This is a genomic window from Paraburkholderia acidisoli (assembly GCF_009789675.1).
Taxonomy (GTDB): Bacteria; Pseudomonadota; Gammaproteobacteria; order Burkholderiales; family Burkholderiaceae; genus Paraburkholderia; species Paraburkholderia acidisoli.
The window spans coordinates 252197-275352 of the sequence record NZ_CP046913.1; the positions used below are offsets into that span (position 1 = coordinate 252197).

Below are 23156 nucleotides of genomic sequence, written 5' to 3' on the forward strand. Positions count from 1 at the left end.
TTTCGGAGCGCGAAATGAGAGAAATTTCTTCGGATATCACGTTTGAAGTGGCCGCCCGGCAAACCGCCTCGGTGCGCGTGACGCGCAGCACGCGGCTCACGGTCACGTGCGGCACGGTGTGGGTCACGCGCAGCGACGACACCGCCGACTACTGGCTCGAACCGGGCCACATGTTGCGGCTGCGCCGCGGCGAGCGCCTGTGGATCGGCGCGGAAGGCGGCGCGTGCGCCTGGGTGCAGTTCGCGGCGCCGGCGCGGCTCGGCGAGCACGCGGTGGATCTGGCGGCGCGCGTGGCGCAGCGCGCGGGCGTGCATCTCGGCGACGGCTGGCGAACGGTTTGAGCGCGGTTTTGATGGAGATGGCGCGCGGCGGCTAGCGATGGCGCTGCCGCGCGCAAGGCCGATGGGCTTTTCGTCGACAGATAATCGACGCCCGGCGTATCGACGCCCGGCGTATCGACGTATCGACGCTCGACGTATCGACGCCCGGCGCACTTGTCTCGAATTCGGTAAACTTGCGCCATCATGTGCGCCACACCGGTTTCATCCCCGCAGACTTCTTCCGACCCCTTGATCGCCGAAAGCCTGGCCGATAGCGCGGTTTTCGCGCCGCCTCTCGTGCGCTGGCGCGGCAACGAGGCGTATCAGGCCAGCTTCGACGCCATGCGCGACTTCACCGCCGCGCGCGACGCCACGACCCCCGACGAAATCTGGCTCGTCGAACATCCGCCCGTCTTCACGCTCGGCCAGGCCGGCAAGCCCGAGCATCTGCTGGTCGCGAACAGCGGCATCCCGCTCGTGCAGATCGACCGCGGCGGCCAGATTACGTATCACGGGCCGGGGCAGGTCGTGGCTTACCTGCTGCTCGATCTGCGGCGCCGCAAGCTGATGGTGCGCGAGCTGGTCACGCTCATCGAGGACGCCGTGATCGAAACGCTGGCGGCGTATAATCTCGCGGGTGTTCGCAAGGCCGGTGCGCCCGGTATTTACGTGCCGGAACAGGCCGAAAGCGCCGTGAGCGCGCCACTCGCCACGCACGCGGGCGCGAAGGTCGCCGCGCTCGGTCTCAAGATCCGCAACGGTTGCAGCTATCACGGCGTGAGCCTGAACGTGTCGATGGACCTGAGCCCGTTCCTCGCGATCAATCCGTGCGGCTACGCCGGCCTCGAAACCGTCGACATGGCCACGCTCGGCGTGAATGCGAGCTGGCGCGACGTGGCCGCGACGCTCGCCGCGCGGCTCGAAGCGAACCTGGCCGCGCACGCGCAACGCGCAAACATTCCTTCGGTGGCCGAAGCGGCTGCCGCAGACCCGGTGGTCGCTCCGATCGCCGCAGACCCGGCAGCCGAAGCGGCTACAGGGAACCCGACCGCAAGCGCGGTCTGAAGGCGGGTAACCGCCGCAACCGCAGGCTGGCGGCGAACCGGCGGCCTGACTGGATCGAAAGCATGACTGACATCACCGCGAACCCCGCCGCGAATTCCGCTGCTCCCGCTGCACCCTCTGTGCCGGTTACGTCGGTCGCCGACGCTGCCGCCTACGACGCCACCGCCAAGCAGAAGGCGCAGGCCAAGACCTCGCGCATTCCCATCAAGGTCATCCCGATCGAGAAGCTCAAGAAGCCCGACTGGATCCGCGTGAAGGCGGCCACGGGCAATTCGCGCTTCTACGAGATCAAGGAGATCCTGCGCGAGCACAAGCTGCATACGGTGTGCGAAGAGGCGAGCTGCCCGAATATCGGCGAATGCTTCGGCAAGGGCACCGCGACGTTCATGATCATGGGCGACAAGTGCACGCGCCGCTGCCCGTTCTGCGACGTCGGTCACGGCCGCCCCGATCCGCTCGACGTGAACGAGCCGGAAAATCTCGCGCGCACGATCGCGGCGCTCAAGCTCAAGTACGTGGTGATCACGAGCGTGGACCGCGACGACCTGCGCGACGGCGGTGCGGCCCACTTCGTCGAATGCATTCGACGTACGCGCGAGCTTTCGCCGGAAACGCGCATCGAAATTCTCACGCCGGACTTCCGCGGTCGTCTCGATCGCGCGATCGGCATTCTGAACGCCGCGCCGCCCGACGTGATGAACCACAACCTCGAAACGGTGCCGCGTCTGTACAAGGAAGCGCGCCCGGGTTCGGACTACGCGCATTCGCTCAAGCTGCTGAAGGACTTCAAGGCGCTGCATCCCGATGTCGCGACCAAGTCGGGCCTGATGGTCGGTCTTGGCGAAACCGAGGAAGAGATTCTTCAGGTGATGCGCGATCTGCGCGCGCACGACGTGGACATGCTCACCATCGGCCAGTATCTCCAGCCTTCGGAACATCACCTGCCGGTGCGCGCGTACGTGCACCCGGACACGTTCAAGATGTACGAGGAAGAGGCGTACAAGATGGGCTTCACGCACGCGGCCGTGGGCGCGATGGTGCGTTCGAGCTATCACGCCGATCTGCAGGCGCATGGCGCGGGCGTGGTGTGATGCGCGCGCTGTGAGTTGCGATTGAGTTGCGATCGAGTTGAAAAAAAGCCCGCGTTTTGCGGGCTTTTTCATTGGTGCCGGGCGCGCTCGCAACCGCCTAAGCCGCCTCCACCGTCAAATGCGACACCTCGTGCACCGCCGCGAGCCGCGCGCGGATCGTCTCCACCGTCACGCCGCCGCGCGTGCGCACGCTCACGATCGCGGCGCGCGCCTGCGGGCCGATCTGCCATACGTGGAGATCGGCGATGTCGGCGTCGCCGTGCGCGCTGAGGATCTCGCGGATTTCCCCGGCCACGTGCTCGTCGGTCTTGTCGAGCAGGATCGCGGCCGTATCGCGCATGAGCGTCCAGGCCCAGCGCGCGATCACGACGGAACCGACAATGCCCATCAGCGGATCGAGCCAGACCCAGCCGAGATAGCGGCCGGCCAGCAGCGCCGCGATCGCCAGCACCGAGGTGAGGGCGTCCGCGAGCACGTGCACGTAGGCCGAGCGCAGGTTGTTGTCGCCGTGATGCCCGTGAGCGTGAGCCGCGTCGTGGTCATGACCCTGGTCGTGATGATGCGCGTGGCCGTGATGGTGATGCCCGTGGCCGCCCGCGAGCAGCAGCGCGCTCGCGATGTTCACGATCAACCCGACCGCGGCGATGAGCGTCGCTTCACCGAAGGCCACGCGGGTCGGCTGCACGAACCGGAATGCCGACTCGATGCCGATACCGAGCGACACCAGCGCGAGGATCAGCGCCGAGGCGAAACCGGCCAGCTCGCCCACCTTGCCCGTGCCGAAACTGAACGCGCGATTGCCCGCATTGCGCTTCGCGTAGCGGTAGGCGAGCGCGGCGATGCCGAGCGCGCCCGCGTGCGTGGCCATGTGGAAGCCGTCGGCGAGCAGCGCCATCGAGCCGGTGAGATAACCGGCCACGATCTCGCCGATCATCATGAGGAATGTGAGCGCGACGACCGAGCGCGTGCGGCGCGCGTTCTCGTCGTGCGCGCTGCCGAGAAACGAATGCTCGTGGGCGCGCGGCGCGTGGGAATCGATGTTCATGGCGTGCGTGGTGGTGTGCCGGACTTAGCGTGAATAGCGGCGCAGGGCTTCGAGCAGTTCGTCGACGCCTTGCTGCCGTTCCTGGTTCGTGAGGTCGGGATGCGCCACATGCTCGCGCGCATGCGCCTCGATGATCTCGTCGAGCAGACCGTTCATCGCGCCGCGCGTGGCGGCGACCAGATGCAGGATCTTTTCGCACTCGGCTTCGCCTTCGAGCGAGCGTTCGATGGCCTGCACCTGACCGGCGATACGGCGCACGCGCTTGAGCAGATCGTCTTTGTGTTCGGAAAGATGTGACATACCTATACCCCCTATAGGTATACGATAGCACAGCCCGGCGGCCACTCGAACCGTTTCGGCGTGGCAAACCCCCGTGCTGTCCAGCCGTACGGGTTAACCAGAACCACGCCGTATCCCTCGTTATGGAAAGCCGGACGCCATCCGGCCGGGTTTCTGGAAAACCAGATTCGCGGCGCTTTGCCGCGCGGCAAAACGTTGATAAATCAAGGCATTGGGCGCGCGCATGCGCTGGCATCGACCTTGCAATAAGAAAGGCGCGGCCACCTCGGTCGCGACAAAAAAATGAGGCTGTATCCCGCGCCCAGGCGCGTGGTCCAGCCAACAGGAGACAGCCGATGTCCGATCCCTTCTTCCGGTTTCGCTGATTCCCGTTTTCGCTCTGTCGCGGCCCGACCTCAGCGTCGTTCGGCCATTGGCTTAATTACATTCGCAGGAACCATCGTGAAGAAACCTCTCCACAAAGTCCTCTACTTCCAGGTGATCGTGGCGATCGTCGTCGGCGTGATCCTCGGGCACTTCTGGCCCGCGCTCGGCATCGACATGAAGCCGCTCGGCGACGCCTTCATCAAGCTCATCAAGATGGTGATCGGTCCGATCATCTTCTGTACCGTCGTGACCGGCATCGCCGGCATGGAAGACATGAAGAAGGTGGGCCGCGTGGGCGGCAAGGCGCTGCTCTACTTCGAGATCGTCTCGACCTTCGCGCTCGTGCTCGGCCTGATCGCCACGCACGTGCTCAAGCCGGGCGCCGGCTTCAACGTCGACGTGACGACGCTCGACGCCAAGTCGGTCGCGAGCTTCGCCGAAAAGGCGCACGGCCAGAGCAGCGTCGACTTCCTGATGCACATCATTCCGGACACGATCTTCTCGGCGTTCGCGCAGGGCGAAATCCTGCAGATCCTGCTCATCGCGCTGCTGTTCGGCGCGGTGCTCACGCAGATCGGCGAGCGCGGCCGCGTGGTCACGGACTTCATCGACGGCGTCTCGGGCGTGCTGTTCGGCGTCGTGAAGATCGTCACGAAGCTCGCTCCGATCGGCGCGTTCGGCGCGATGGCGTTCACCATCGGCAAGTACGGCGTGGGTTCGCTGATCCCGATGCTCAAGCTGATCGGCACGTTCTATCTGACCTCGGTCGTGTTCGTGCTCGTCGTGCTCGGCGCGATCGCGCGCTTCACGGGTTTCTCGATCATCCGCTTCGTCTCGTACATCAAGGAAGAACTGCTGATCGTGCTCGGCACGAGCTCGTCGGAGTCGGCGCTGCCGCAACTGATGCAGAAGCTCGAACGCCTCGGCTGCTCGCGCTCGGTGGTGGGTCTCGTGGTGCCGACCGGCTACTCGTTCAACCTCGACGGCACCAACATCTACATGACGATGGCGGTGCTCTTCATCGCCCAGGCGACCAACACCGACCTCACGTGGACGCAGCAGCTTACGCTGCTCGCCGTGACGATGCTCACCTCGAAGGGCGCGAGCGGCGTGACCGGCGCGGGCTTCATCACGCTCGCCGCCACGCTGGCCGTGGTGCCGACGATCCCGCTCTCGGGCATGGTGCTGATTCTCGGTATCGACCGCTTCATGAGCGAGTGCCGCGCGCTGACCAACATCGTCGGCAACGGCGTGGCCACGGTGGTCGTCTCGGCATGGGAAAAGGAACTCGACCGCGACAAGCTGCGCGCGGTGCTCTCGGGCGAAGCCGAGGCGGTGAAGGAAGGCGCGGGCGTGTAACCGGCTCAGGCGGCGCGGCGCGCCAGGCGCCGGTGTGTGTCGATGCAGGTCGATGCAGGTCGAGAGATGCCGATGCTTACCGAAACGCGCCGCCCGAGGTTGCACGTAGTATTGCATTGACCGTTTATCGGCCATCGGGCCGCCGGGCGGCGCGGCGTGTCCCCTGCACCGCGTCGCCCGTTTTTGCTTCTGCCGCGCGCGAGGGTGCCGATGGCGCCGCCGTCGCGCCGCGCTCGCACTCTTCGCCGCACACGCGGCTTGCCGGGTTTTTCACGTGTGACACAATCGACCTCATTTCCCGACCGTTTCGATCGTGTTGACCGCCCGGAAGCCGCTCACGTGACGCGCCGCCTCATTCTTCTCATCGTGCTCGCCGCCGGGCTCGCGGCCGTCTGCGCGCTCTCGTGGGCGCTCGCCTGGCAGACCGGCATCGACACGCTGCGCCGCAACGCCGCCGTGCGCGGCGACCGCACCACGGCCGCGCTCAAGAGCACGCTCGAACGCTACGACTCGCTGCCGTACATCGTGGGCGAGCATCCGCTCGTGCAGGACGTGCTCGCGGACCCGAAACCCGAATGGGTCGCGGCCGCGAACCGTTACCTCGAAGACGTGAACCGCCACGCGCGCGCGACCACGACCTACATCATCCGCGCCGACGGCATGAGCATCGCCGCGAGCAACTGGCACGAGGCCGACAGCTTCGTGGGCGTGAACTACCAGTTCCGGCCGTATTTCATCGACGCGGTGAAGGGAGGCGTGGGCCGCTTCTTCGCCATTGGCACGATCTCGCACGATCCCGGTTACTACGTCTCGCAACCCGTGCGGCGCGACGGCAAGATCGTTGGCGTGGCCGTGGTCAAGCTCAATCTCGAATGGTTTCCGGGCGCCGATGCGTCCGAGCCGCTGCTCGTCACCGACGATCACGGCGTGATCTTTCTGTCCTCGGTGCCCGCCTGGAAATACCGCACGATGAGCCCGCTCGCGCCGGCCGTGGTCGCGGCGATCGACGCCACGCGCCAGTACGCGAACGCGCGCCTGACACCGCTGCCGGCCGGCGTCGAGCGCGTGCTCGAAGGCGACGCCGACATCGTGCGTATCGGCAGCGGCCTGCGCGCGCCGCGCTACCTCGAAACGCGCCGCGCGCTGGGCGAGCCGGACTGGCATCTCGTGACGATGTCGTCGATCGATCCCGTGCTCGACGCTGCGCGCGACACGACCATCATGACCGGCTTCGGCTATGTCTCGCTGTGCCTGCTTGGCTTCTACTGGCGCATGCGCCGCGCGCGCGTGCAGGAAGTCATGCGCAGCCGCGCGATGCTGCAAAAGGCCTACGCGATGCTCAACGAGCGCGTGGCCGAGCGCACCGCCGACCTCTCGCAGGCGAACGAGCGCTTGCAGCAGGAAGTGGCCGAACGCACGCGCGCCGAGCACGAGTTGCGCGCGACGCAAGACGAGCTGATCCAGGCGAGCAAGCTCGCCGCGCTCGGGCAGATGGCGGCCGGCATCACGCACGAATTGAATCAGCCGCTCGCCGCGCTGCGCAGCTTCTCCGACAACACGCGCGTGTTTCTCGAACGCGGCCAGTACGCGGCGGCGGAAGAGAATCTCGAAGCGATCGGCTCGCTCACCGAGCGCATGGGCAAGATCGTGAATCAGCTCAAACTGTTCGTGGGGCGCGCACGGCCGAAGAGCGCGCGCTCGAGCGTGGCGCGCGCGCTGCACAACGCGCTCGCGCTGCTCGGCAAGCGCCTGAACGGCGTGCCCATCGCGCTCACGCTGCACGAAGACGGCGCGCCGCCCGCGCCGCTCGACACGCACGCCGGGTATCCCGACCTGTTCGCGCAAAGCGACGACTTGCGGCTCGAACAGGTGCTCATCAATCTGCTCGGCAACGCGCTCGACGCGGTGGCCGAGGTGAGCGCGCCGCAGCTCGCCGTCGACGTGCACGCGAGCGCCGCGACGGTGTCGATCGCCGTGCGCGACAATGGCCCCGGCATTCCCGAAGACGTGCTGCCGCGGCTGTTCGAGCCGTTCTTCACGACCAAGGAAATGGGGCAGGGCCTGGGGCTCGGTCTCGCCATTTCGTCGTCGATCGCGCGCGATTGCGGCGGCGCGCTCACGGCGGCCAACAACGAGGAAGGCGGCGCGTGCTTCACGCTCACGCTGCGGCGCGCGCGCGCCGATGCGGCGAACGCGGCGCGCGCGGCGGGGCTCTGAACCGCTTCAAGGACGACGAACGACATGGTGCGACTCGCATGGTGACCACGCAGCCCGGCCGGGTGCTTTACGTAGAAGACGACGAACTCGTGCGCCGCGCGGGCGTGCAGAGCCTGCAACTCGCGGGCTTCGACGCGGCCGGTTTCGCCAACGCGGAAGCCGCGCTGCCGCTCGTGAGCGCCGAATTCGCGGGCATCGTGGTGAGCGACATCCGCCTGCCCGGCATGAGCGGCCTCGACCTGCTCGCGCAGTGCCACGAGCGCGCGCCCGACGTGCCCGTGATTCTCGTCACCGGTCACGGCGACATATCCATGGCCGTGCAGGCGATGCGCGACGGCGCGTACGACTTCATCGAAAAGCCGTTCGCCTCCGAGCGGCTGATCGAAACGGTGCGCCGCGCCCTGGAGCGCCGCACGCTGATCCTCGAAAACGTCGCGCTGCGCCGCGAGCTGGCGGGACAGAACGCGCTCGCGCCGCGCATCATCGGCAAGAGTCCGGCAATCGAGCAGGTGCGCAAGCTGATCGCGAACGTCGCGCCCACGGACGCCTCGGTGCTCATCAACGGCGACACGGGCGCGGGCAAGGAACTGATCGCGCGCAGTCTGCACGAGCTTTCGCCGCGCCACGACCGGCCGTTCGTGGCCGTGAATTGCGGCGCGCTGCCCGAGCCGATGTTCGAGTCGGAGATGTTCGGCTACGAGGCGGGCGCGTTCACGGGCGCGGCCAAGCGCCGGATCGGCAAGCTCGAACACGCGAGCGGCGGCACGCTGTTTCTCGACGAGATCGAGAGCATGCCGCTCGCGTTGCAGGTCAAGCTGCTGCGCGTGCTGCAGGACGGCGTGCTGGAGCGGCTGGGCTCGAATCAGCCGGTACGCGCCGACTTGCGCGTGGTGGCGGCGGCCAAGGGCGACATGAACGAGCACGTGGCCGCCGGCACGTTCCGGCGCGACCTGTTGTACCGGCTGAACGTGGTGACGATCGCGCTGCCGCCGCTCGCCGAGCGCCGCGAAGACATCGTGCCGCTGTTCGAGCATTTTCTGCTCGATGCCGCCGTGCGCTATCAGCGCCCGGCGCCGCTGCTCACCGAGCGCGACCGCATGCGCCTCGCGCAGCGCGAGTGGCCCGGCAACGTGCGCGAGTTGCGCAACGCGGCGGAGCGGCGCGTGCTGGGCATTCCCGACGATCTTTCCGCCGACGCGCCGGGCAGCGCCGACGAAACGCTGCCGCTCAAGGAGCGCGTGGAGCACTACGAGCGCGCGCTGATCGCCGACGCCCTGCAGCAGAGCAACGGTGCCGTCGCGCAAGCGGCCGAGCGTTTGCAGATGGCGAAGGCCACGCTCTACGAGAAAATTCGCCGCTACGGGCTGGTGGCGCGCGAAGGCGACGCGCGGGCGTGACGGGGCTGAAGTGCGCGTGAACACAGCGCGCGGACGAAAAAAAAAGCAGCGGATTTCCGCTGCTTTTTTGTTTCGCATTAAAGCGCGTGGATCAGGTCGCCAGCGCCTTCTGCAACAGCTGATCGAGTTCCGCGAACTGCGGCTCGCCCACGTAGCGCTTGAGGATCTTGCCGTTGCGGTCGACGACGAACGTCGTGGGCGTGAGCTGGACGTTGCCGAACTGCTTCGCGGCCGAGCCGTCGTCCATGGCCACCTTGAACGGAAGCTGACGCGTTTGCGCATAGTTCGCGACGTACATCGGCGCGTCGTAGTTCATTGCCACGGCCACGAACTCGAGACCTTCGCCCTTGAAGCGGTTATAGGTCTGGATCATCTTCGGCATTTCGGCCATGCAGGTCGTGCAGCTCGTCGCCCAGAAGTTGACGAGATAGACCTTGCCCTTGAGATCATGCGTGGAAACTTTCTGGCCGGACAGCAGCGTGAAGGTCGCGTCGGGCACGCGCTGCTGGCTGCCGAAGAACGCGAAGTAACCGGCCACGGCGAGCGCGATCACGACGACGGCCGCGCCGATGCTGCGGATCGCGCCGGAGCGCGCTTGCGGGGAATTCGGGGATGCAGCGGTCATGGGTCTTGCCTCGTGCGCCGAAGGACGCGGGAATGAGCGAGCGTATTGTAGCTCTGAATTCTGACATATCGTTTCCAGCGCAACGCAGGGCGCGCCGGAGCGGATAATGATGTTTCCTTTCAAGTCGAACCGTGGACGCTCATGCGATTGGCCGGGCTTCGTGATGCAGGGTTGACGTCGATAGCGGCGGTGCCGACGGCGTGGATTTCGTGGCGGGTCGCGATGGCGCTCGTGGCCGTGGTGGCGATCCTGGCCGCCGTGCTTGCCGCGATCCCGCGGCGGCGCGCCCGCTGCGAGCCGCGCGTGCTTGCGTACGGCGTGCTCGCGGGCGCCGTGGCGCTCGCGGCCTGCTCGCCGACCTACGACTGGCGCACGATCTCGAACAACGACAGCGGCTACACCGTCGATCTGCCCGCCAAGCCCGGCAGCGACGAACGCCGTATCGACGTGAACGGCACCGCCATGCCCATGCGCGTGCAAACCGCCGAAGTCGCCGGCGACGTGTTCGTGGTCGGCACGCTCGAATTGCCCGACGCGCAACCCGCCACGCAGCAGAAGGCGCTCGATTTCCTGCGCGCCGGGCTCGCCCGCAACGTGAGCGCCGCCCCCGACGCGCGTGCGGTCGCGGTGCCGCTCGCCGTGGGCGGCGCGGTCGAGGGCGTGGAACTGCGCGTGGCCGGGAAAGCGGGCGCGAACGGGGAGACGCGCACGATACACGCGCGCCTCGTCGCCAAAGGTACGCGTGCGTACCAGATTGCGATCGTGGGGCGCGCAGAACCGCCCGCCGAGCAGGTCGATCAGTTCTTCACGTCCTTCAAGCTGTACTGAATATCCACGCTGCGCTGTCCTGAGATTCCGGAGTCCGGAACATGTATCGGGCATCGCGCAATCACGGGCATTTGCGGCCCGTTATGAAAGTCGGGCAGCAGGTTTACTCGCTATCTTGCGGATTTGATTGAAGGTTTACAGGTTACCCACATCGCTTGTGGGTAACTTTGTGGACAAGGCGCGTCCAAAAGCCGCAAATGGCCGTCCATCGGGCTTTTCGACCATTTTGCGTGCTTTCCTGTGTGCCCTGAAAAGCATAAAAATCAATGACTTACGGAAATCGCCTTCGCGTAATGCGAACGACGCGCAAATCGGGGCGTAACACGAGGTTGTGTGCATAAGTCAAGTCTTGACTTCGATTTATTGGCGCTATTCGTCTGCCGAGGGCGCGGGGGAGCGTCCACGTTCACGCCTCGGCGAGCACCCGCCGATACTGCACCGCTTCGGCCACGTGTACGGCGTCCGGCATGGCGGTTTGCGCGAGATCGGCGATCGTGCGCGCGACCTTGAGCACGCGGTAATGCGCGCGCGCCGACCAGCCGAAGCGTTCGGCCGCTTCGCGCAGCAAGGCCTCGCCGGCGGCGTCGAGCTGGCAGACGGTGTCGGTTTCGCGGCCCGTGAGTTCGCGATTGGTTTTGCCCTGACGCGCGAGCTGCGTTGCGCGGGCCGCCTGCACGCGCGCGGCAATCGCGGCGCTCGGCTCGGCGGCGGCGTGGGCGCGGGCGGCGAGTTCGGCGGGCGGCAGCGCTGGCAGCTCGATCTGGATGTCGATGCGGTCGAGCAGCGGCCCGGAGAGCTTGCGCAGATAACGCGCGGCGCCTTCGGGCGTACAGCGGCAACGCCCGGAAGGATCGCCGCGCCAGCCGCATGGGCACGGATTCATGGCCGCGACGAGCTGGCACGCGGCCGGGAAGTCGGTTTGCCACGCGGCGCGCGAGATGGTGATCGCGCCGACTTCGAGCGGCTCGCGCAGGTTTTCGAGCACGTGGCGATCGAATTCGGGCAGCTCGTCCAGAAAGAGCACACCCAGGTGCGCGAGCGTGATCTCGCCGGGCTGCGGCGGATTGCGTCCACCGATCAGCGCCGCCGCGCTCGACGAATGATGCGGCGCCCGAAACGGCCGCCGCCGCCATTGCTGCGGGGTGAAGCCGATCGCGCTCGCGGAGAGCAGCGCGGCCGAGGCGAGCGCTTCGGCGTCGGTCATCGGCGGGAGCAGGCCGGGCAGGCGTGCCGCGAGCATCGACTTGCCCGCGCCCGGCGGCCCGACCATCAACAGATGATGACCGCCCGCCGCCGCCACTTCGAGCGCGCGGCGCGCGCCGCGCTGGCCGATCACGTCGGCCATGTCCGGCCCGGCGGCCGCTTGCGCCGCGTCGAGCGCGGCGGCCCGCACGGGCGCGAGACGCGCTCCGGGGTCGGCGCCCGCGAGATGCGCGCACAGCGAGCGCAAATCCGCCGCGCCATACACGATCACACCCGGCACGAGCGCGGCTTCGGCCGCGTTGTGCGCTGGCAGATACAGCTCGGTTGCGCCGCGCCGCGCGTCGTTCGCGTGGCGCGCTTCATCGTCAGGAATGCCAACAATCGACGACGCGCTGATGCGGGTTAGGGCATCGGCCGCTAGCTCCGCGCGCGTTTCGCGGTCCGCTTGCGCGCGCGCCGTGCCGCACGCCATGGCGAACGCGCCGCGCATGGGACGCACGGCGCCGGTGAGCGACAACTCGCCGGCGAATTCGCGATGGGCGAGCGCCGCGACCGGCAACTGGCCGCTCGCCGCGAGTATGCCGAGTGCGATCGGCAAGTCGAAGCGGCCCGATTCCTTCGGCAGATCGGCGGGCGCCAGGTTGACGGTGATGCGCCGCACGGGAAAGTCGAAGCCGCAGTTGCAGAGCGCGGCGCGCACGCGCTCGCGGCTTTCGCGCACTTCGAGGTCGGGCAAGCCGACGATGGAAAACGACGGCAGGCCGTTGGCGAGATGGACTTCGACGGTAACTTCGGGCGCGCGGCCAGCAGCCGGCGCGCGGCTGCGCACCACGGCAAGCGACATGGGATTCTCCGGAAGATGGCGCGGCGCTCGCGCGTGAACGGCGCGCCGCGCATGCGCCAGGCTGGTGAGGCGATGCCACTTTACGGTTCCATTTCGATCGCGCTACGGAACGCTTTCGGCGCGGCGCGATGCTTTACCGCGATGATGTGGCGCAAACCGGCACGACGAGCCCGAGGAATGCGCGACCGCGCAACTGCGCCACTAGCCGTGCGCCGCTAGCCGCGCGCTACTAGCCGTGCGCCGCTAGCCGCCCGCCACTTAGCCGCGCACCGTGCGCAACAAACCGCGCAAGCTCCGCGCAGCGAGGCGGACGCCCGCGCGCGAACATCGCCGGGTTACGACGACTGGCCGGTTGCCGGCAGCTTTTGTTCGAGTTCGGCCACGCGGCGTTCGAGTTCTTCGAGGCGCGTGCGCGTGCGCAGGAGCACTTGCGTTTGCGCGTCGAATTCCTCGCGCGTGACGAGGTCGAGCTTCGAAAAGCCCTGCGAAAGCATCGCGCGCATGTTGCGCTCCACGTCGCGCGCGGGCGAGTTCTTGAGAAGGTCGCTGAAGCGCGACTGCAGATCGTTGAAGACGTCGTTCGGTTGTTTCATTCGTTTCCCCTTCGCTGCACAAAAATTGTGCAAGTTTCGTTTCGCCCGTGCCCCGGTTCGCATCGTGATCGATCTTGGTGCATGCCCGATGGATCGCCGGCGAGTGCGCACGCAACGGGTGCGCCTCGCTGCGGCAGACCGCACCACGCGTGCCGCGCAACTGCGCCACGCCGCCTCGCACCCGCTCCCGGCGCGGCGCGCCGGGCGAATCCTGCGGACACTCTAACAACCTTCAACCGGCCACGCCACCGCGCGCGCGGCACGTTGGCCGTTCGGCCAGGGCCTTGCGGGCCGCGCCTTCGCGGGCGCGGACCGGCATTGTCCCCGTCTTTTGCCGCGCTTGCATCGAACCAGGTCAGAAGCGCCGCAGAGCGGGCCTGAAACAAACTGGCACACCTGTTGCTTTTACTGCCCCGCGCACCGAACGATGGTTGGCTCACGGTGCGCCAGCGACGCGGGGTGACCAATGCGCCGCTCGCAAGGCGCCCGTTGCAGAAGCAACCAGGGGATGAAGCAACCACAGCGAGGACTACATGAAACTCATTACAGCAATCATCAAGCCGTTCAAGCTCGATGAGGCGCGCGAAGCCCTCTCGGCGATCGGCGTTTCGGGGATCACGGTAACGGAGGTCAAGGGCTTCGGGCGCCAGAAGGGCCACACGGAGCTGTATCGCGGCGCGGAATACGTCGTCGACTTTCTGCCGAAGGTGAAGATCGAGGCCGCCGTGTCCGACGACATCGTCGACCAGGCGATCGAGGCGATCGAGCGCGCCGCCCGCACCGGCAAGATTGGCGACGGCAAGATTTTCGTCACGCCGATCGAACAGGTGATCCGTATTCGCACGGGCGAAACCGGCGCCGACGCGCTGTAACCACACTTCACGCATGGGACCCGGGTTAGACGCGAAAGCGACCCCTTAAGCCGCAAGCGTCAACTCTGTTAGAGACAAGAGGAACTTCGAGATGCGCAAACTTTTGATGTCCTTGCTGATGGCCGGCTCGTTGCTGGCCAGCGGCGTCGGCGCCGCGCTGGCGGACGACGCCTCCGCACCGGCTGCGGCCTCCGCGCCCGCCACCACGGCTTCGGCCCCCGACGCCTCGGCTGCCGCACCGGCCTCGGCGCCCGCCGCCGACACGGCATCGGCTCCGGCCGCCGCCGCAAGCGCACCGGCCGCCGCCGCCGCCGCTGCCGCTTCGGACGCCGCACCCGCCGCGCCGACCGCGCCGTTCTCGGTCGACTCGTCGAAGATCAATTCGGGCGACACCGCGTGGATGCTGACCTCCACCGCGCTCGTGCTGTTCATGACGATCCCGGGCCTCGCGCTCTTCTACGGCGGCATGGTCCGCAAGAAGAACGTGCTCTCGACGCTCATGCAGAGCTTCGCGATCACCTGCGTCGTCACGGTGATCTGGACGGTGATCGGTTACTCGCTCGCGTTCACGCCGGGTAACGCGTTCGTCGGCGGCTTCTCGCGCGTGTTCCTCGAAGGCATGAACTACATCAAGGGCGACAAGGCGACCACGCTCACCGTGAGCCACCTCGCCACGACGATCCCGGAAAGCGTCTACTTCGTGTTCCAGATGACGTTCGCGATCATCACGCCGGCGCTCATTACCGGTGCGTTCGCTGACCGCATGAAGTTCTCGGCGATGCTGGTGTTCATGTCGCTGTGGTCGATCCTGATCTACGCACCGATCGCGCACATGGTCTGGGAACCGACGGGCTGGCTCGCCAGCGCTGGCATCCTCGACTTCGCGGGCGGCACGGTGGTGCACATCAACGCCGGCGTGGCCGGTCTGGTGTGCTGCCTCGTGCTCGGCAAGCGGGTTGGCTACGGCCGCGAAGTGATGGCACCGCACAACCTCGTGCTCACGCTGATGGGCGCGGCCATGCTGTGGGTGGGCTGGTTCGGCTTCAACGCGGGTTCGGCAGTGGCGGCTGACGGCCGTGCCGGTTTCGCGATGCTCACGACGCAAATCGCGACGGCCTGCGCCGCACTGGGCTGGATGTTTGCCGAATGGATCGCCAAGGGCAAGCCCTCGGTGCTCGGTATCGCCTCGGGCGCCGTGGCTGGTCTAGTCGCCGTGACGCCGGCTTCGGGCTTCGTCGGCGTGCTGGGCGCGATCGTGATTGGCGTGGTGGCGGGCGTGGTCTGCTTCTGGTCGGCCACGTGGCTCAAGCACAAGTTCGGTTACGACGACTCGCTCGACGCGTTCGGCGTGCACGGCATCGGCGGCATCATCGGCGCCATCCTGACGGGCGTGTTCGCGGTCAAGGACATCGGCGGCTTCGACGGCAGCATCGTCCTGCAGATCAAGGGCGTGCTCACGACGGTCATCTACAGCGGCGTGGGCAGCTTCATCCTGCTGAAGATCATCGACATGGTCATGGGCCTGCGCGTCACGGAAGAAGAAGAGCGCGAAGGTCTGGACGTGATCCTGCACGGCGAGCGCGTGGAGTAAGCGCGGCGTTCGACGCGGGCACGGCACCTGGCAACAGGGTTGGAGTAGTGAGTCGTAGCAGTCCGTAGCAAGGCAAGCAGCAGCGACCTGGCCCGCCGGTTTTCCGGCGGGCCTTTTTCTTTGCGCCGCCGGATAACGCTGTCGATGGCGGCCGCGGACCGCTTGCGGCTTGCCCGCTGGAAGACCGGAGCAGCGGGCGTGCGGTTTGCGTTATCTCCGGTGCGGTTTGCGTTATCTCCGTAAAGACGAGGCTGGCGAGCCAAAGACGCAATGCCACGCAACGCCACGCATCGCCACGCGGAATCGTCGGGAAATCGCCGGGAGATCGCCGGGAAATCGCCGGGAGATCGGGCGGGAAACCGGGCGGGAAACCGGGCGGGAATAAAACGGCGGTCAGGCGTGTTCGCGTAGTGTCCCTCGTCGTGCGCTCGCGTAGTGTCCCTTCGCCGCGTGGGCCCAATCGGCGTGACCGTTGCGCCGCGCACCGTGGGCGGTCCAGAATGGCTGGTCGATGGGAGCATCCCGCCGCCGGCGCGCCGATTACCCCTGCCGCGGGTGAGGGGAAAGCGCTGAAAGACGGCGTCGATAAAGGCCTGGGCGGCATCTTGCAACGGCCGCAATCGTCCCCAGATAAACGGCCGGTTTCCCTACAATCATTGCTTTAGTCCGCGAGTCACCCCTTATGGTCCCGCATCTGGTTACGGCGTTGAATGGCCCGCTCCTCGAGCTGGAGCAGCGCATCCTCGACGCGACGCCGGCCATCGAGCGCTGGTTCCGCCTCGAATGGCAGGAGCACACGCCGCCGTTCTACGCTTCGGTCGACCTGCGCAACGCCGGTTTCAAGCTCGCGCCGGTCGACACGAATCTCTTTCCCGGCGCATTCCATTGCCTGCCGGAAGAAGTGCTGCCGCTCGCCGTGCAGGCGGCCATGGCCGCGATCGAGAAGATCTGCCCGGACGCCAAGAATCTGCTGGTGATCCCGGAAATGCACACGCGCAACGCGTTCTATCTGGAGAACGTCGCGCGGCTCGCCACGATCATGCGTCAGGCGGGCCTGAACGTGCGCTTCGGCACGCTCGACGACAGCATCGCCGGGCCGGTCACCATTTCGCTGGCGGACAACCAGAAGATCGTGCTCGAACCGCTCGAACGCTCGCAGCGCCGCCTCGGCCTGAAGAACTTCGACCCGTGCTCGATCCTGCTGAACAACGACCTCTCGGGCGGCATTCCGCCCGTGCTCGAGAATCTGCACGAGCAATATCTGCTGCCGCCGCTGCACGCGGGCTGGGCCGTGCGCCGCAAATCCACGCACTTCTCGTGTTACGACGACGTCGCGAAGAAGTTCGCGAAGATGGTGGGCGTGGACCCGTGGATGATCAACCCGTATTTCTCGCACGTGGAAGGCGTCGATTTCGAGGCGCGCACGGGTGAGGAGCAACTGGCCACGGCGATCGACGCGGTGCTCAAGAAGATCGCGAAGAAGTATCGCGAGTACGGCATCACCGAAAAACCGTACGTGGTCATCAAGTCCGACGCGGGCACCGACGGCCGCGGCGTCATGACGGTGCACGACGCTTCCGAGGTCGCCGCACTCACGAAGCGCGAACGTGCGAAGATGTCGGCCACGAAGGACGGGCTCGAAGTCCACGACGTGATCGTGCAGGAAGGCGTCTACACCTTCGAGCATATCGGCGACGAAGTGGCGGAACCGGTCGTGTACATGATCGACCGCTACGTGGTGGGCGGCTTCTACCGCGCGCACGGCAGCCGCGAGCGCGACCAGAACCTGAACGCGCCCGGCATGCACTTCGTGCCGCTCGGTTTCGAGCACACGGCGCTGCCCGATACGCGCGCGAAGCCGGGCGCCGCGCCGCCGAACCGCTTCTACATGTACGGCGTGGTCGCGCGGCTCGGTTTGCTGGCCGCCTCGGTGGAACTGGAAAAAACCGACCCCGAGGCGATCCAGGTCTGACGCCGGCGGCTTCGCTACGCAGTACGGTCGCGTCGCACGACCTCGCAGTCAATTCACGCAGCGCCCGCCCCGAGCGGGCGTTGCCGTCATAACGGATGAGTTTCAGCAGGGACGACATGAACATTCTTTTCATCGCCGATCCGCTCGAGCGGTTCAAGATCTACAAGGACTCGACCTACGCGATGATGGCCGAGGCCGCGAAGCGCGGCCACACGCTCTATGCGTGCGAGCCGCAGCATCTCGCGTGGACCGGCGGCCGCGTGGAGGCGGACGTGCGGCGCTTCGAGATCGTCGGCGACACGGCGGACCTGCATCGCGAGACGTGGTTCAAGGACACGCCGGACTCCCGTGCGCTCACGGACTTCGACGCCGTGATCATGCGCAAGGACCCGCCGTTCGACATGGAATACGTGACGTCGACCTGGCTGCTCGAAATTGCCGAGCGCGCGGGCGCGAAGATCTTCAACAAGCCGCAGTCGATTCGCGATCACTCGGAAAAGCTCGCCATCGGCGAATTTCCGCAGTTCGTCGCGCCCACGCTCGTGACGCGCAGCGCCGCGCGCCTGCGCAAATTCCACGAAGAACACCAGGACGTGATCCTCAAGCCGCTCGACGGCATGGGCGGCATGGGCGTGTTCCGCGTGAAGCCCGACGGCATGAACCTCGGCTCGATCATCGAGATGCTGAGCGAGGACGGCGCGCGCAGCGTGATGGCGCAGAAGTTCATCCCCGAAATCAAGAACGGCGACAAGCGCATCCTGCTGATCGGCGGCGAGCCGGTGCCGTATTCGCTCGCGCGTATTCCGCAGGGCAACGAGGTGCGCGGCAATCTCGCGGCGGGCGGTCTGGGCGTGGCGCAACCGCTCACGGAGCGCGACAAGGAAATCGCGCGCACGCTCGGGCCGGTGCTCGCGGCGCGCGGCCTGCTGCTGGTGGGGCTCGACGCGATCGGCGACTGGCTCACCGAAGTCAACGTGACGAGCCCGACGTGCTTCCGCGAAATCATGGAGCAGACCGGCTTCGACGTGGCTGCGATGTTCATCGACGCGCTGGAGCGCGCGGCGGCCTGATTGTCGATGTCGATGTCGATGTCGCACGTGTGAGGGGGCTTCCGCGCGCGTCGAGCCGTTCGGCGCAAAGGCGCCTTTTCGAGTCCCGCACCTGGACGCGCGCTGCGGCGCGGGCTTGAATCGCGCGCGCTCGCCGGCATCTTCGTGTCACGGGCGGCCCCGGCAGGGTGGCCGGCCCGACGCACCAGAGCCCGCGCGCCGATGCAAGCGAATGTGACCCTCGCGCGACACCCGTCGCGCCGCGCGTAAAAGCATGGGCAAACCCGCCTCGTGTGCGCGAAAATGACCCTGCTACAATGCCGCGAGCCCATGTTCCGGGCTGGCGGGCCGCTATCTTGCTACTGTAGAAGGTAACGGCCGCCACGCGCGGCGTGTGTTCCGACCCCGTGAGCTTACGGCTGGCTCCGGGTTCGGCGCTGCAATGAACCGAAGCCGTCTTTTTTGCATATCGCTTCAGGCTGACATGGCAGGGATCTTGATCATCGCGCACGCACCGCTCGCCACCGCGTTGCGCGAGTGCATTGCACATATTTATGGCGGTTGTCCCGCGCGCATCGGCGCGCTCGACGTGCTCCCGGACAGTGACCCCGCGCAGGTGGTCGCCCAGGCGAATTCGGAGATCGAGCGGCTGCGCGAGGAAAACGGCGCGCTCGTGCTGACCGACATGTTCGGCGCGACGCCCTCGAACATTGCCGCGCGGCTCGCCACCGTGCCCGACGTGCGTGTGCTGGCGGGCGTGAACCTGCCGATGCTCGTGCGCGCCGTGTGCTACCGCGCCACGCCGCTCGACACGCTGGTCGAAAAGGCGCTGGCTGGCGCGAGCAAGGGCGTGCAGACCATCGGGCCGGGCACGCCGCCCGCGTCCTCGCCCGCCGACTGCGGTTGCGCGCCCACGCCCTGTGCGGAAGCCGCGGCCGAAGTCGCGAACGGCGCCGGCGCGTGCAGCACCGCCGCGGCGCTCAAACCGGCTTAGCCGCTCGAGCCCGGCGGCCGCGCCGCCGTTTCGCCACCTGTTTGACCGCACCCGCCTGACCGCCTGGCGGTTCGACGCGGACGAAGGCTCGCCGCAAGAATCTCGCTACATTCCTAAAAACTGCGCCCGGATCGAACCATGCTGCAACAAGAAACGACCATCGTGAACAAACTCGGCCTGCACGCGCGGGCGTCGGCGAAGCTGACGCAACTCGCAGGCAACTATCAGTCGGAAATCTGGATGAGCCGCAACGGCCGCCGCATCAACGCCAAGAGCATCATGGGCGTGATGATGCTCGCGGCCGGTATCGGCAGTACGGTGTTGATCGAAACCGAAGGCCCCGACGAGGCCGACGCCATGAGCGCGCTGCTCAAGCTCATCGCCGACAAGTTCGGCGAAGGCCAGTAAGCCGCTTCACGCCCCGCATTGGCTTCGCCAGAAACGCCGCGCTCGTCGCGGCGTTTTTTTTGCGGTGCGCCAATCGCGCGGCCTGCTGCGCAAGGCCGCAGCGGTGCGCACCGCCACATTCGGGCGCGACGGAATTTATAATCACGGTCGGGGTCTGAGAGAGCGCATTGCAGCGGTTTGCCGCAGCATCAATAACCAGAGGAGGTGCGCGTGCCGTTCACGCTGCATGGAATTCCCGTATCACGCGGTATCGCCATCGGGCGAGCGTATCTGATCGCTCCGGCCGCGCTCGACGTCGACCACTATCTCATCGAGCATCCGCAGATCGACGGGGAAATCGAGCGCTTTCGCGTCGCGCTGGCCGTGGTCGGCCAGGAGCTCGACACGCTGCGTGCCGACCTCGCCGCCGACGCGCCCTCCGAGATGGGCGCGTTCATCGGCGTGCACCTCATGATCCTGAACGACGTGATGCTCGTGCAGGAGACCATCGACCTCATCCGCACGCGCCGCTTCAACGTGGAATGGGCGCTCACCGAGCAGCTCGAACGCCTCACGCGCCATTTCGACGAAGTCGAGGACGAATACCTGCGCGAGCGCAAAGCCGACATCGAGCAGGTGGTCGAGCGCGTGCTGAAGGCGCTCGCGGGCGCGTCGCCCGCGGTGCTGCACGGCGGCTGCGACGAGATGATCGTGGTCGCGCACGACATCGCGCCGGCCGACATGCTGCAGTTCAAGGGGCAGGCGTTTCAGGGCTTCGTCACCGACCTCGGCGGGCGCACCTCGCACACGGCGATCGTCGCGCGCAGCCTGGGCATTCCGGCGGCGGTGGGCGTGCAGCAGGCGAGCGCGCTCATTCGCCAGGACGACCTGATCATCGTCGACGGCGATCACGGCATCGTCATCGTCGATCCCGCGCCCATCGTGCTCGAGGAATACACGTACCGCCAGAGCGAGATGGCGCTCGAGCGGCGCAAGCTGCAGCGCCTCAAGTTCTCGCCCACGCAAACGCTGTGCGGCTCGAAAATCCAGCTCTGCGCGAACATCGAATTGCCCGAGGACGCGCAGGCCGCGCTCGATTCGGGCGCGACCGGCGTGGGCCTGTTCCGCACCGAGTTCCTGTTCATGAATCACAAGGACCAGTTGCCGGAGGAGGAGGAGCAGTTCATCGCCTACCGGCGCGCGGCCGAGTTGATGAACGGGCTGCCCGTGACGATCCGCACGATCGACGTGGGTGCCGACAAACCGCTCGACTCGATGAGCGGCGGCGACGGCTACGAGACGGCGGCGAACCCGGCGCTGGGTTTGCGCGCGATTCGCTGGAGCCTGTCCGAGCCGCAGATGTTCCTCACGCAGTTGCGCGCGATCCTGCGCGCCTCGGCGTTCGGCGCGGTCAAGATCCTGATTCCGATGCTCGCGCACGCGCAGCAGATCGACCAGACGCTCGACCTGATCCGCGAAGCGAAGCGCCAGCTCGACGACGCCGGGCTCAGCTACGATCCCAATATCCAGGTCGGCGCGATGATCGAGATTCCGGCCGCCGCGCTCGCGCTGCCCATCTTCCTGCGCCGGCTCGACTTCCTTTCGATCGGCACCAACGACCTGATCCAGTACGCGCTAGCGATCGATCGCGCCGACAACGCGGTCGCCGATCTCTACGATCCGCTGCACCCGGCCGTGCTGCACCTGATCGCGCATACGCTGCGCGAGGCGAAGCGCGCGGGCGTGCCGGTTTCCGTGTGCGGCGAGATGGCGGGCGACCCGAGCATGACGCGGCTGCTGCTCGGCATGGGGCTCACCGAGTTCTCGATGCATCCGAGCCAGCTGCTCGTGGTGAAGCAGGAAATCCTGCGCTCGCAGTTGAAGACGCTCGAAAAGCCCGTTGCCGATGTGCTGGCCGCCTACGAGCCCGAAGAACTTCAGGCGGCGTTGAAGCGCGTCACGCTTGCGTGACTCGTTGCATGCTCGCGTGACTCGTTGCATGCTTGCGTGACTCATCGCGTGCTCGCGTGACTCGTTGCATGCTCGCGTGATTCATCGCATGCTCGCGTGACGCGATGCGAGTTCGTTGCGCGCGCATGCAAAAAAGCCCCGGCCTCGACCGGGGCTTTTTTACGCCCACGAGCTTGCAACGCGGTCAGGCGTGCACGTGTCGCTCGCCGCACACGGGGCAATCGGGCTGACGCGCCACGCGCATCGTGTTCCATTCCATGCGCAGCGAGTCCAGCATCATGAGCCGCCCGACCAGCGTTTCGCCGATGCCGCCGATCACGCGCAACGCCTCGGCCGCCTGCATCGCGCCGATGATGCCCACCGTGGGCGCGAACACGCCCATCGTCGAGCATGCGACTTCCTCGAACGGTTGATCTTCGGGAAACACGCAGGCGTAGCAGGGCGAGTCCTCGCGCCGGAAATCGAACGTGCTGATCTGGCCGTCGAAGCGCAGCGCCGCGCCCGAGACGAGCGGCACGCCGTGCTGCACGCAGGCGCGATTGATCGCGTGGCGCGTGGCGAAGTTGTCGGTGCAGTCGAGCACGACGGTCGCGCCGGGCACGTGCGCATCGAGCCAGGCCGCGTCGATGCGCGTTTGCAGCGCACGCACCCGCACCTCGGGATTCAGGCGCGCGAGGGCGTCGCGGCCCGACTCGACCTTGGCGCGGCCGACGGCAGCCGTCTCATGCAGGATTTGGCGCTGCAGATTGGTGAGATCGACGCTGTCGTTGTCGACGAGCGTGAGCGTGCCCACGCCCGAGGCCGCGAGATACATCGCCGCGGGCGAGCCGAGACCGCCCGCGCCCACGACGATCGCGTGCGCGTCGAGAAAGCGCTGCTGCGCCTCGATGCCGATTTCGTCGACGAGAATATGGCGGGAATAGCGGAGGAGTTGGTCGTCGTTCATCGCGATGCGCAGGGTGCTGGCGCTGCGATGGGCCGGGGAGGCCGCGACATGCGCCGGGAGTACAGAACACTATTGTACTGGCGCGGAGGGAGGCGCCTCGCGGCCCGCTTGCAGCAGCGGA

General features: G+C 66.9%; 20 protein-coding genes. 14 read left to right on the forward strand and 6 right to left on the reverse strand.

What is annotated here, in order from left to right; genetic code table 11:
- Window positions 1–14: 14 nt before the first annotated feature.
- From FAZ98_RS01080 to lipA, 3 genes are all read left to right on the forward strand, one after another.
- A complete protein-coding gene (locus FAZ98_RS01080; protein WP_158947957.1) occupies window positions 15–341 on the forward strand; it encodes a DUF2917 domain-containing protein in 327 nt (108 codons plus the stop codon).
- A gap of 183 nt (window positions 342–524) precedes the next feature.
- On the forward strand, window positions 525–1385 hold the full coding sequence (gene lipB, locus FAZ98_RS01085; protein WP_158947959.1) for a lipoyl(octanoyl) transferase LipB: 861 nt from the start codon (window positions 525–527) through the stop codon (window positions 1383–1385).
- A 62-nt stretch (window positions 1386–1447) separates the two neighbouring features.
- Entirely contained in the window at window positions 1448–2476 is a 1029-nt protein-coding gene (gene lipA, locus FAZ98_RS01090) for a lipoyl synthase (RefSeq protein ID WP_158947961.1), read from the forward strand.
- A gap of 97 nt (window positions 2477–2573) precedes the next feature.
- On the opposite strand, the gene dmeF is transcribed toward lipA, so the two are convergent.
- The gene (gene dmeF / locus FAZ98_RS01095; protein WP_158947963.1) at window positions 2574–3521 is read right to left on the reverse strand and encodes a CDF family Co(II)/Ni(II) efflux transporter DmeF; all 948 of its coding nucleotides are present in this window, start codon (window positions 3519–3521) and stop codon (window positions 2574–2576) included.
- A 24-nt stretch (window positions 3522–3545) separates the two neighbouring features.
- The gene (locus tag FAZ98_RS01100; RefSeq protein WP_158947965.1) at window positions 3546–3821 is read right to left on the reverse strand and encodes a metal/formaldehyde-sensitive transcriptional repressor; all 276 of its coding nucleotides are present in this window, start codon (window positions 3819–3821) and stop codon (window positions 3546–3548) included.
- A 438-nt stretch (window positions 3822–4259) separates the two neighbouring features.
- On the opposite strand from FAZ98_RS01100, the gene FAZ98_RS01105 reads away from it, so the two are divergent.
- The 3 genes from FAZ98_RS01105 to FAZ98_RS01115 all read left to right on the forward strand — a co-directional run bounded on the left by FAZ98_RS01105 (window position 4260) and on the right by FAZ98_RS01115 (window position 9160).
- A complete protein-coding gene (locus FAZ98_RS01105) occupies window positions 4260–5546 on the forward strand; it encodes a dicarboxylate/amino acid:cation symporter (RefSeq protein WP_199272310.1) in 1287 nt (428 codons plus the stop codon).
- 210 nt (window positions 5547–5756) lie between these two features.
- Window positions 5757–7763 (forward strand): sensor histidine kinase, encoded by a 2007-nt coding sequence (locus tag FAZ98_RS01110; protein WP_158947969.1) that lies wholly within the window; start codon window positions 5757–5759, stop codon window positions 7761–7763.
- Between the two features lie 38 nt (window positions 7764–7801).
- Window positions 7802–9160 (forward strand): sigma-54-dependent transcriptional regulator, encoded by a 1359-nt coding sequence (locus tag FAZ98_RS01115; RefSeq protein ID WP_158947971.1) that lies wholly within the window; start codon window positions 7802–7804, stop codon window positions 9158–9160.
- A 91-nt stretch (window positions 9161–9251) separates the two neighbouring features.
- Here FAZ98_RS01115 and FAZ98_RS01120 read toward each other — a convergent pair whose 3' ends face one another.
- Window positions 9252–9785 (reverse strand): TlpA disulfide reductase family protein, encoded by a 534-nt coding sequence (locus FAZ98_RS01120; RefSeq protein ID WP_158947973.1) that lies wholly within the window; start codon window positions 9783–9785, stop codon window positions 9252–9254.
- A gap of 171 nt (window positions 9786–9956) precedes the next feature.
- Between FAZ98_RS01120 and FAZ98_RS01125 the strand changes: the two genes are divergently transcribed.
- Window positions 9957–10613, forward strand: coding sequence for a hypothetical protein (locus FAZ98_RS01125; protein ID WP_233272635.1), 657 nt, complete (start codon window positions 9957–9959; stop codon window positions 10611–10613).
- Window positions 10614–11019: 406 nt separating this feature from the next.
- Here FAZ98_RS01125 and FAZ98_RS01130 read toward each other — a convergent pair whose 3' ends face one another.
- Entirely contained in the window at window positions 11020–12660 is a 1641-nt protein-coding gene (locus FAZ98_RS01130; RefSeq protein ID WP_158947975.1) for a YifB family Mg chelatase-like AAA ATPase, read from the reverse strand.
- Between the two features lie 335 nt (window positions 12661–12995).
- Window positions 12996–13253, reverse strand: a complete 258-nt coding sequence (locus tag FAZ98_RS01135; RefSeq protein WP_158947977.1) for an accessory factor UbiK family protein — start codon at window positions 13251–13253, stop codon at window positions 12996–12998.
- A 533-nt stretch (window positions 13254–13786) separates the two neighbouring features.
- Between FAZ98_RS01135 and FAZ98_RS01140 the strand changes: the two genes are divergently transcribed.
- From FAZ98_RS01140 to ptsP, 7 genes are all read left to right on the forward strand, one after another.
- Window positions 13787–14125 carry a P-II family nitrogen regulator gene (locus FAZ98_RS01140; protein ID WP_020566534.1) on the forward strand — a complete coding sequence of 113 codons (339 nt, stop codon included), beginning with the start codon at window positions 13787–13789 and terminating at the stop codon, window positions 14123–14125.
- A gap of 91 nt (window positions 14126–14216) precedes the next feature.
- On the forward strand, window positions 14217–15716 hold the full coding sequence (locus FAZ98_RS01145; RefSeq protein ID WP_158947979.1) for an ammonium transporter: 1500 nt from the start codon (window positions 14217–14219) through the stop codon (window positions 15714–15716).
- 682 nt (window positions 15717–16398) lie between these two features.
- A complete protein-coding gene (gshA, locus tag FAZ98_RS01150; RefSeq protein ID WP_158947981.1) occupies window positions 16399–17688 on the forward strand; it encodes a glutamate--cysteine ligase in 1290 nt (429 codons plus the stop codon).
- A gap of 116 nt (window positions 17689–17804) precedes the next feature.
- On the forward strand, window positions 17805–18758 hold the full coding sequence (gene gshB / locus FAZ98_RS01155) for a glutathione synthase (protein WP_158947983.1): 954 nt from the start codon (window positions 17805–17807) through the stop codon (window positions 18756–18758).
- A gap of 463 nt (window positions 18759–19221) precedes the next feature.
- Entirely contained in the window at window positions 19222–19731 is a 510-nt protein-coding gene (locus tag FAZ98_RS01160) for a PTS sugar transporter subunit IIA (protein ID WP_158947985.1), read from the forward strand.
- 138 nt (window positions 19732–19869) lie between these two features.
- Complete coding sequence (locus tag FAZ98_RS01165; protein ID WP_158947987.1) at window positions 19870–20139, forward strand: HPr family phosphocarrier protein; 270 nt, start codon at window positions 19870–19872, stop codon at window positions 20137–20139.
- Window positions 20140–20349: 210 nt separating this feature from the next.
- Window positions 20350–22089, forward strand: a complete 1740-nt coding sequence (gene ptsP, locus FAZ98_RS01170; RefSeq protein ID WP_158947989.1) for a phosphoenolpyruvate--protein phosphotransferase — start codon at window positions 20350–20352, stop codon at window positions 22087–22089.
- Between the two features lie 184 nt (window positions 22090–22273).
- Here ptsP and FAZ98_RS01175 read toward each other — a convergent pair whose 3' ends face one another.
- The gene (locus tag FAZ98_RS01175; RefSeq protein WP_158947991.1) at window positions 22274–23035 is read right to left on the reverse strand and encodes a HesA/MoeB/ThiF family protein; all 762 of its coding nucleotides are present in this window, start codon (window positions 23033–23035) and stop codon (window positions 22274–22276) included.
- Window positions 23036–23156 lie beyond the last annotated feature (121 nt).

Coding starts and splice junctions, on each gene's coding strand:
- FAZ98_RS01120 (WP_158947973.1), bottom strand. CDS start 9,785: ATGACCGCTGCATCCCCGAATTCCCCGCAAGCGCGCTCCGGCGCGATC.
- FAZ98_RS01175 (WP_158947991.1), bottom strand. CDS start 23,035: ATGAACGACGACCAACTCCTCCGCTATTCCCGCCATATTCTCGTCGAC.
- dmeF (WP_158947963.1), bottom strand. CDS start 3,521: ATGAACATCGATTCCCACGCGCCGCGCGCCCACGAGCATTCGTTTCTC.
- FAZ98_RS01080 (WP_158947957.1), top strand. CDS start 15: ATGAGAGAAATTTCTTCGGATATCACGTTTGAAGTGGCCGCCCGGCAA.
- FAZ98_RS01140 (WP_020566534.1), top strand. CDS start 13,787: ATGAAACTCATTACAGCAATCATCAAGCCGTTCAAGCTCGATGAGGCG.
- lipA (WP_158947961.1), top strand. CDS start 1,448: ATGACTGACATCACCGCGAACCCCGCCGCGAATTCCGCTGCTCCCGCT.
- FAZ98_RS01145 (WP_158947979.1), top strand. CDS start 14,217: ATGCGCAAACTTTTGATGTCCTTGCTGATGGCCGGCTCGTTGCTGGCC.
- FAZ98_RS01135 (WP_158947977.1), bottom strand. CDS start 13,253: ATGAAACAACCGAACGACGTCTTCAACGATCTGCAGTCGCGCTTCAGC.
- FAZ98_RS01100 (WP_158947965.1), bottom strand. CDS start 3,821: ATGTCACATCTTTCCGAACACAAAGACGATCTGCTCAAGCGCGTGCGC.
- FAZ98_RS01130 (WP_158947975.1), bottom strand. CDS start 12,660: ATGTCGCTTGCCGTGGTGCGCAGCCGCGCGCCGGCTGCTGGCCGCGCG.
- FAZ98_RS01160 (WP_158947985.1), top strand. CDS start 19,222: ATGGCAGGGATCTTGATCATCGCGCACGCACCGCTCGCCACCGCGTTG.
- gshA (WP_158947981.1), top strand. CDS start 16,399: ATGGTCCCGCATCTGGTTACGGCGTTGAATGGCCCGCTCCTCGAGCTG.
- FAZ98_RS01110 (WP_158947969.1), top strand. CDS start 5,757: ATGGCGCCGCCGTCGCGCCGCGCTCGCACTCTTCGCCGCACACGCGGC.
- FAZ98_RS01165 (WP_158947987.1), top strand. CDS start 19,870: ATGCTGCAACAAGAAACGACCATCGTGAACAAACTCGGCCTGCACGCG.
- lipB (WP_158947959.1), top strand. CDS start 525: ATGTGCGCCACACCGGTTTCATCCCCGCAGACTTCTTCCGACCCCTTG.
- gshB (WP_158947983.1), top strand. CDS start 17,805: ATGAACATTCTTTTCATCGCCGATCCGCTCGAGCGGTTCAAGATCTAC.
- FAZ98_RS01115 (WP_158947971.1), top strand. CDS start 7,802: ATGGTGACCACGCAGCCCGGCCGGGTGCTTTACGTAGAAGACGACGAA.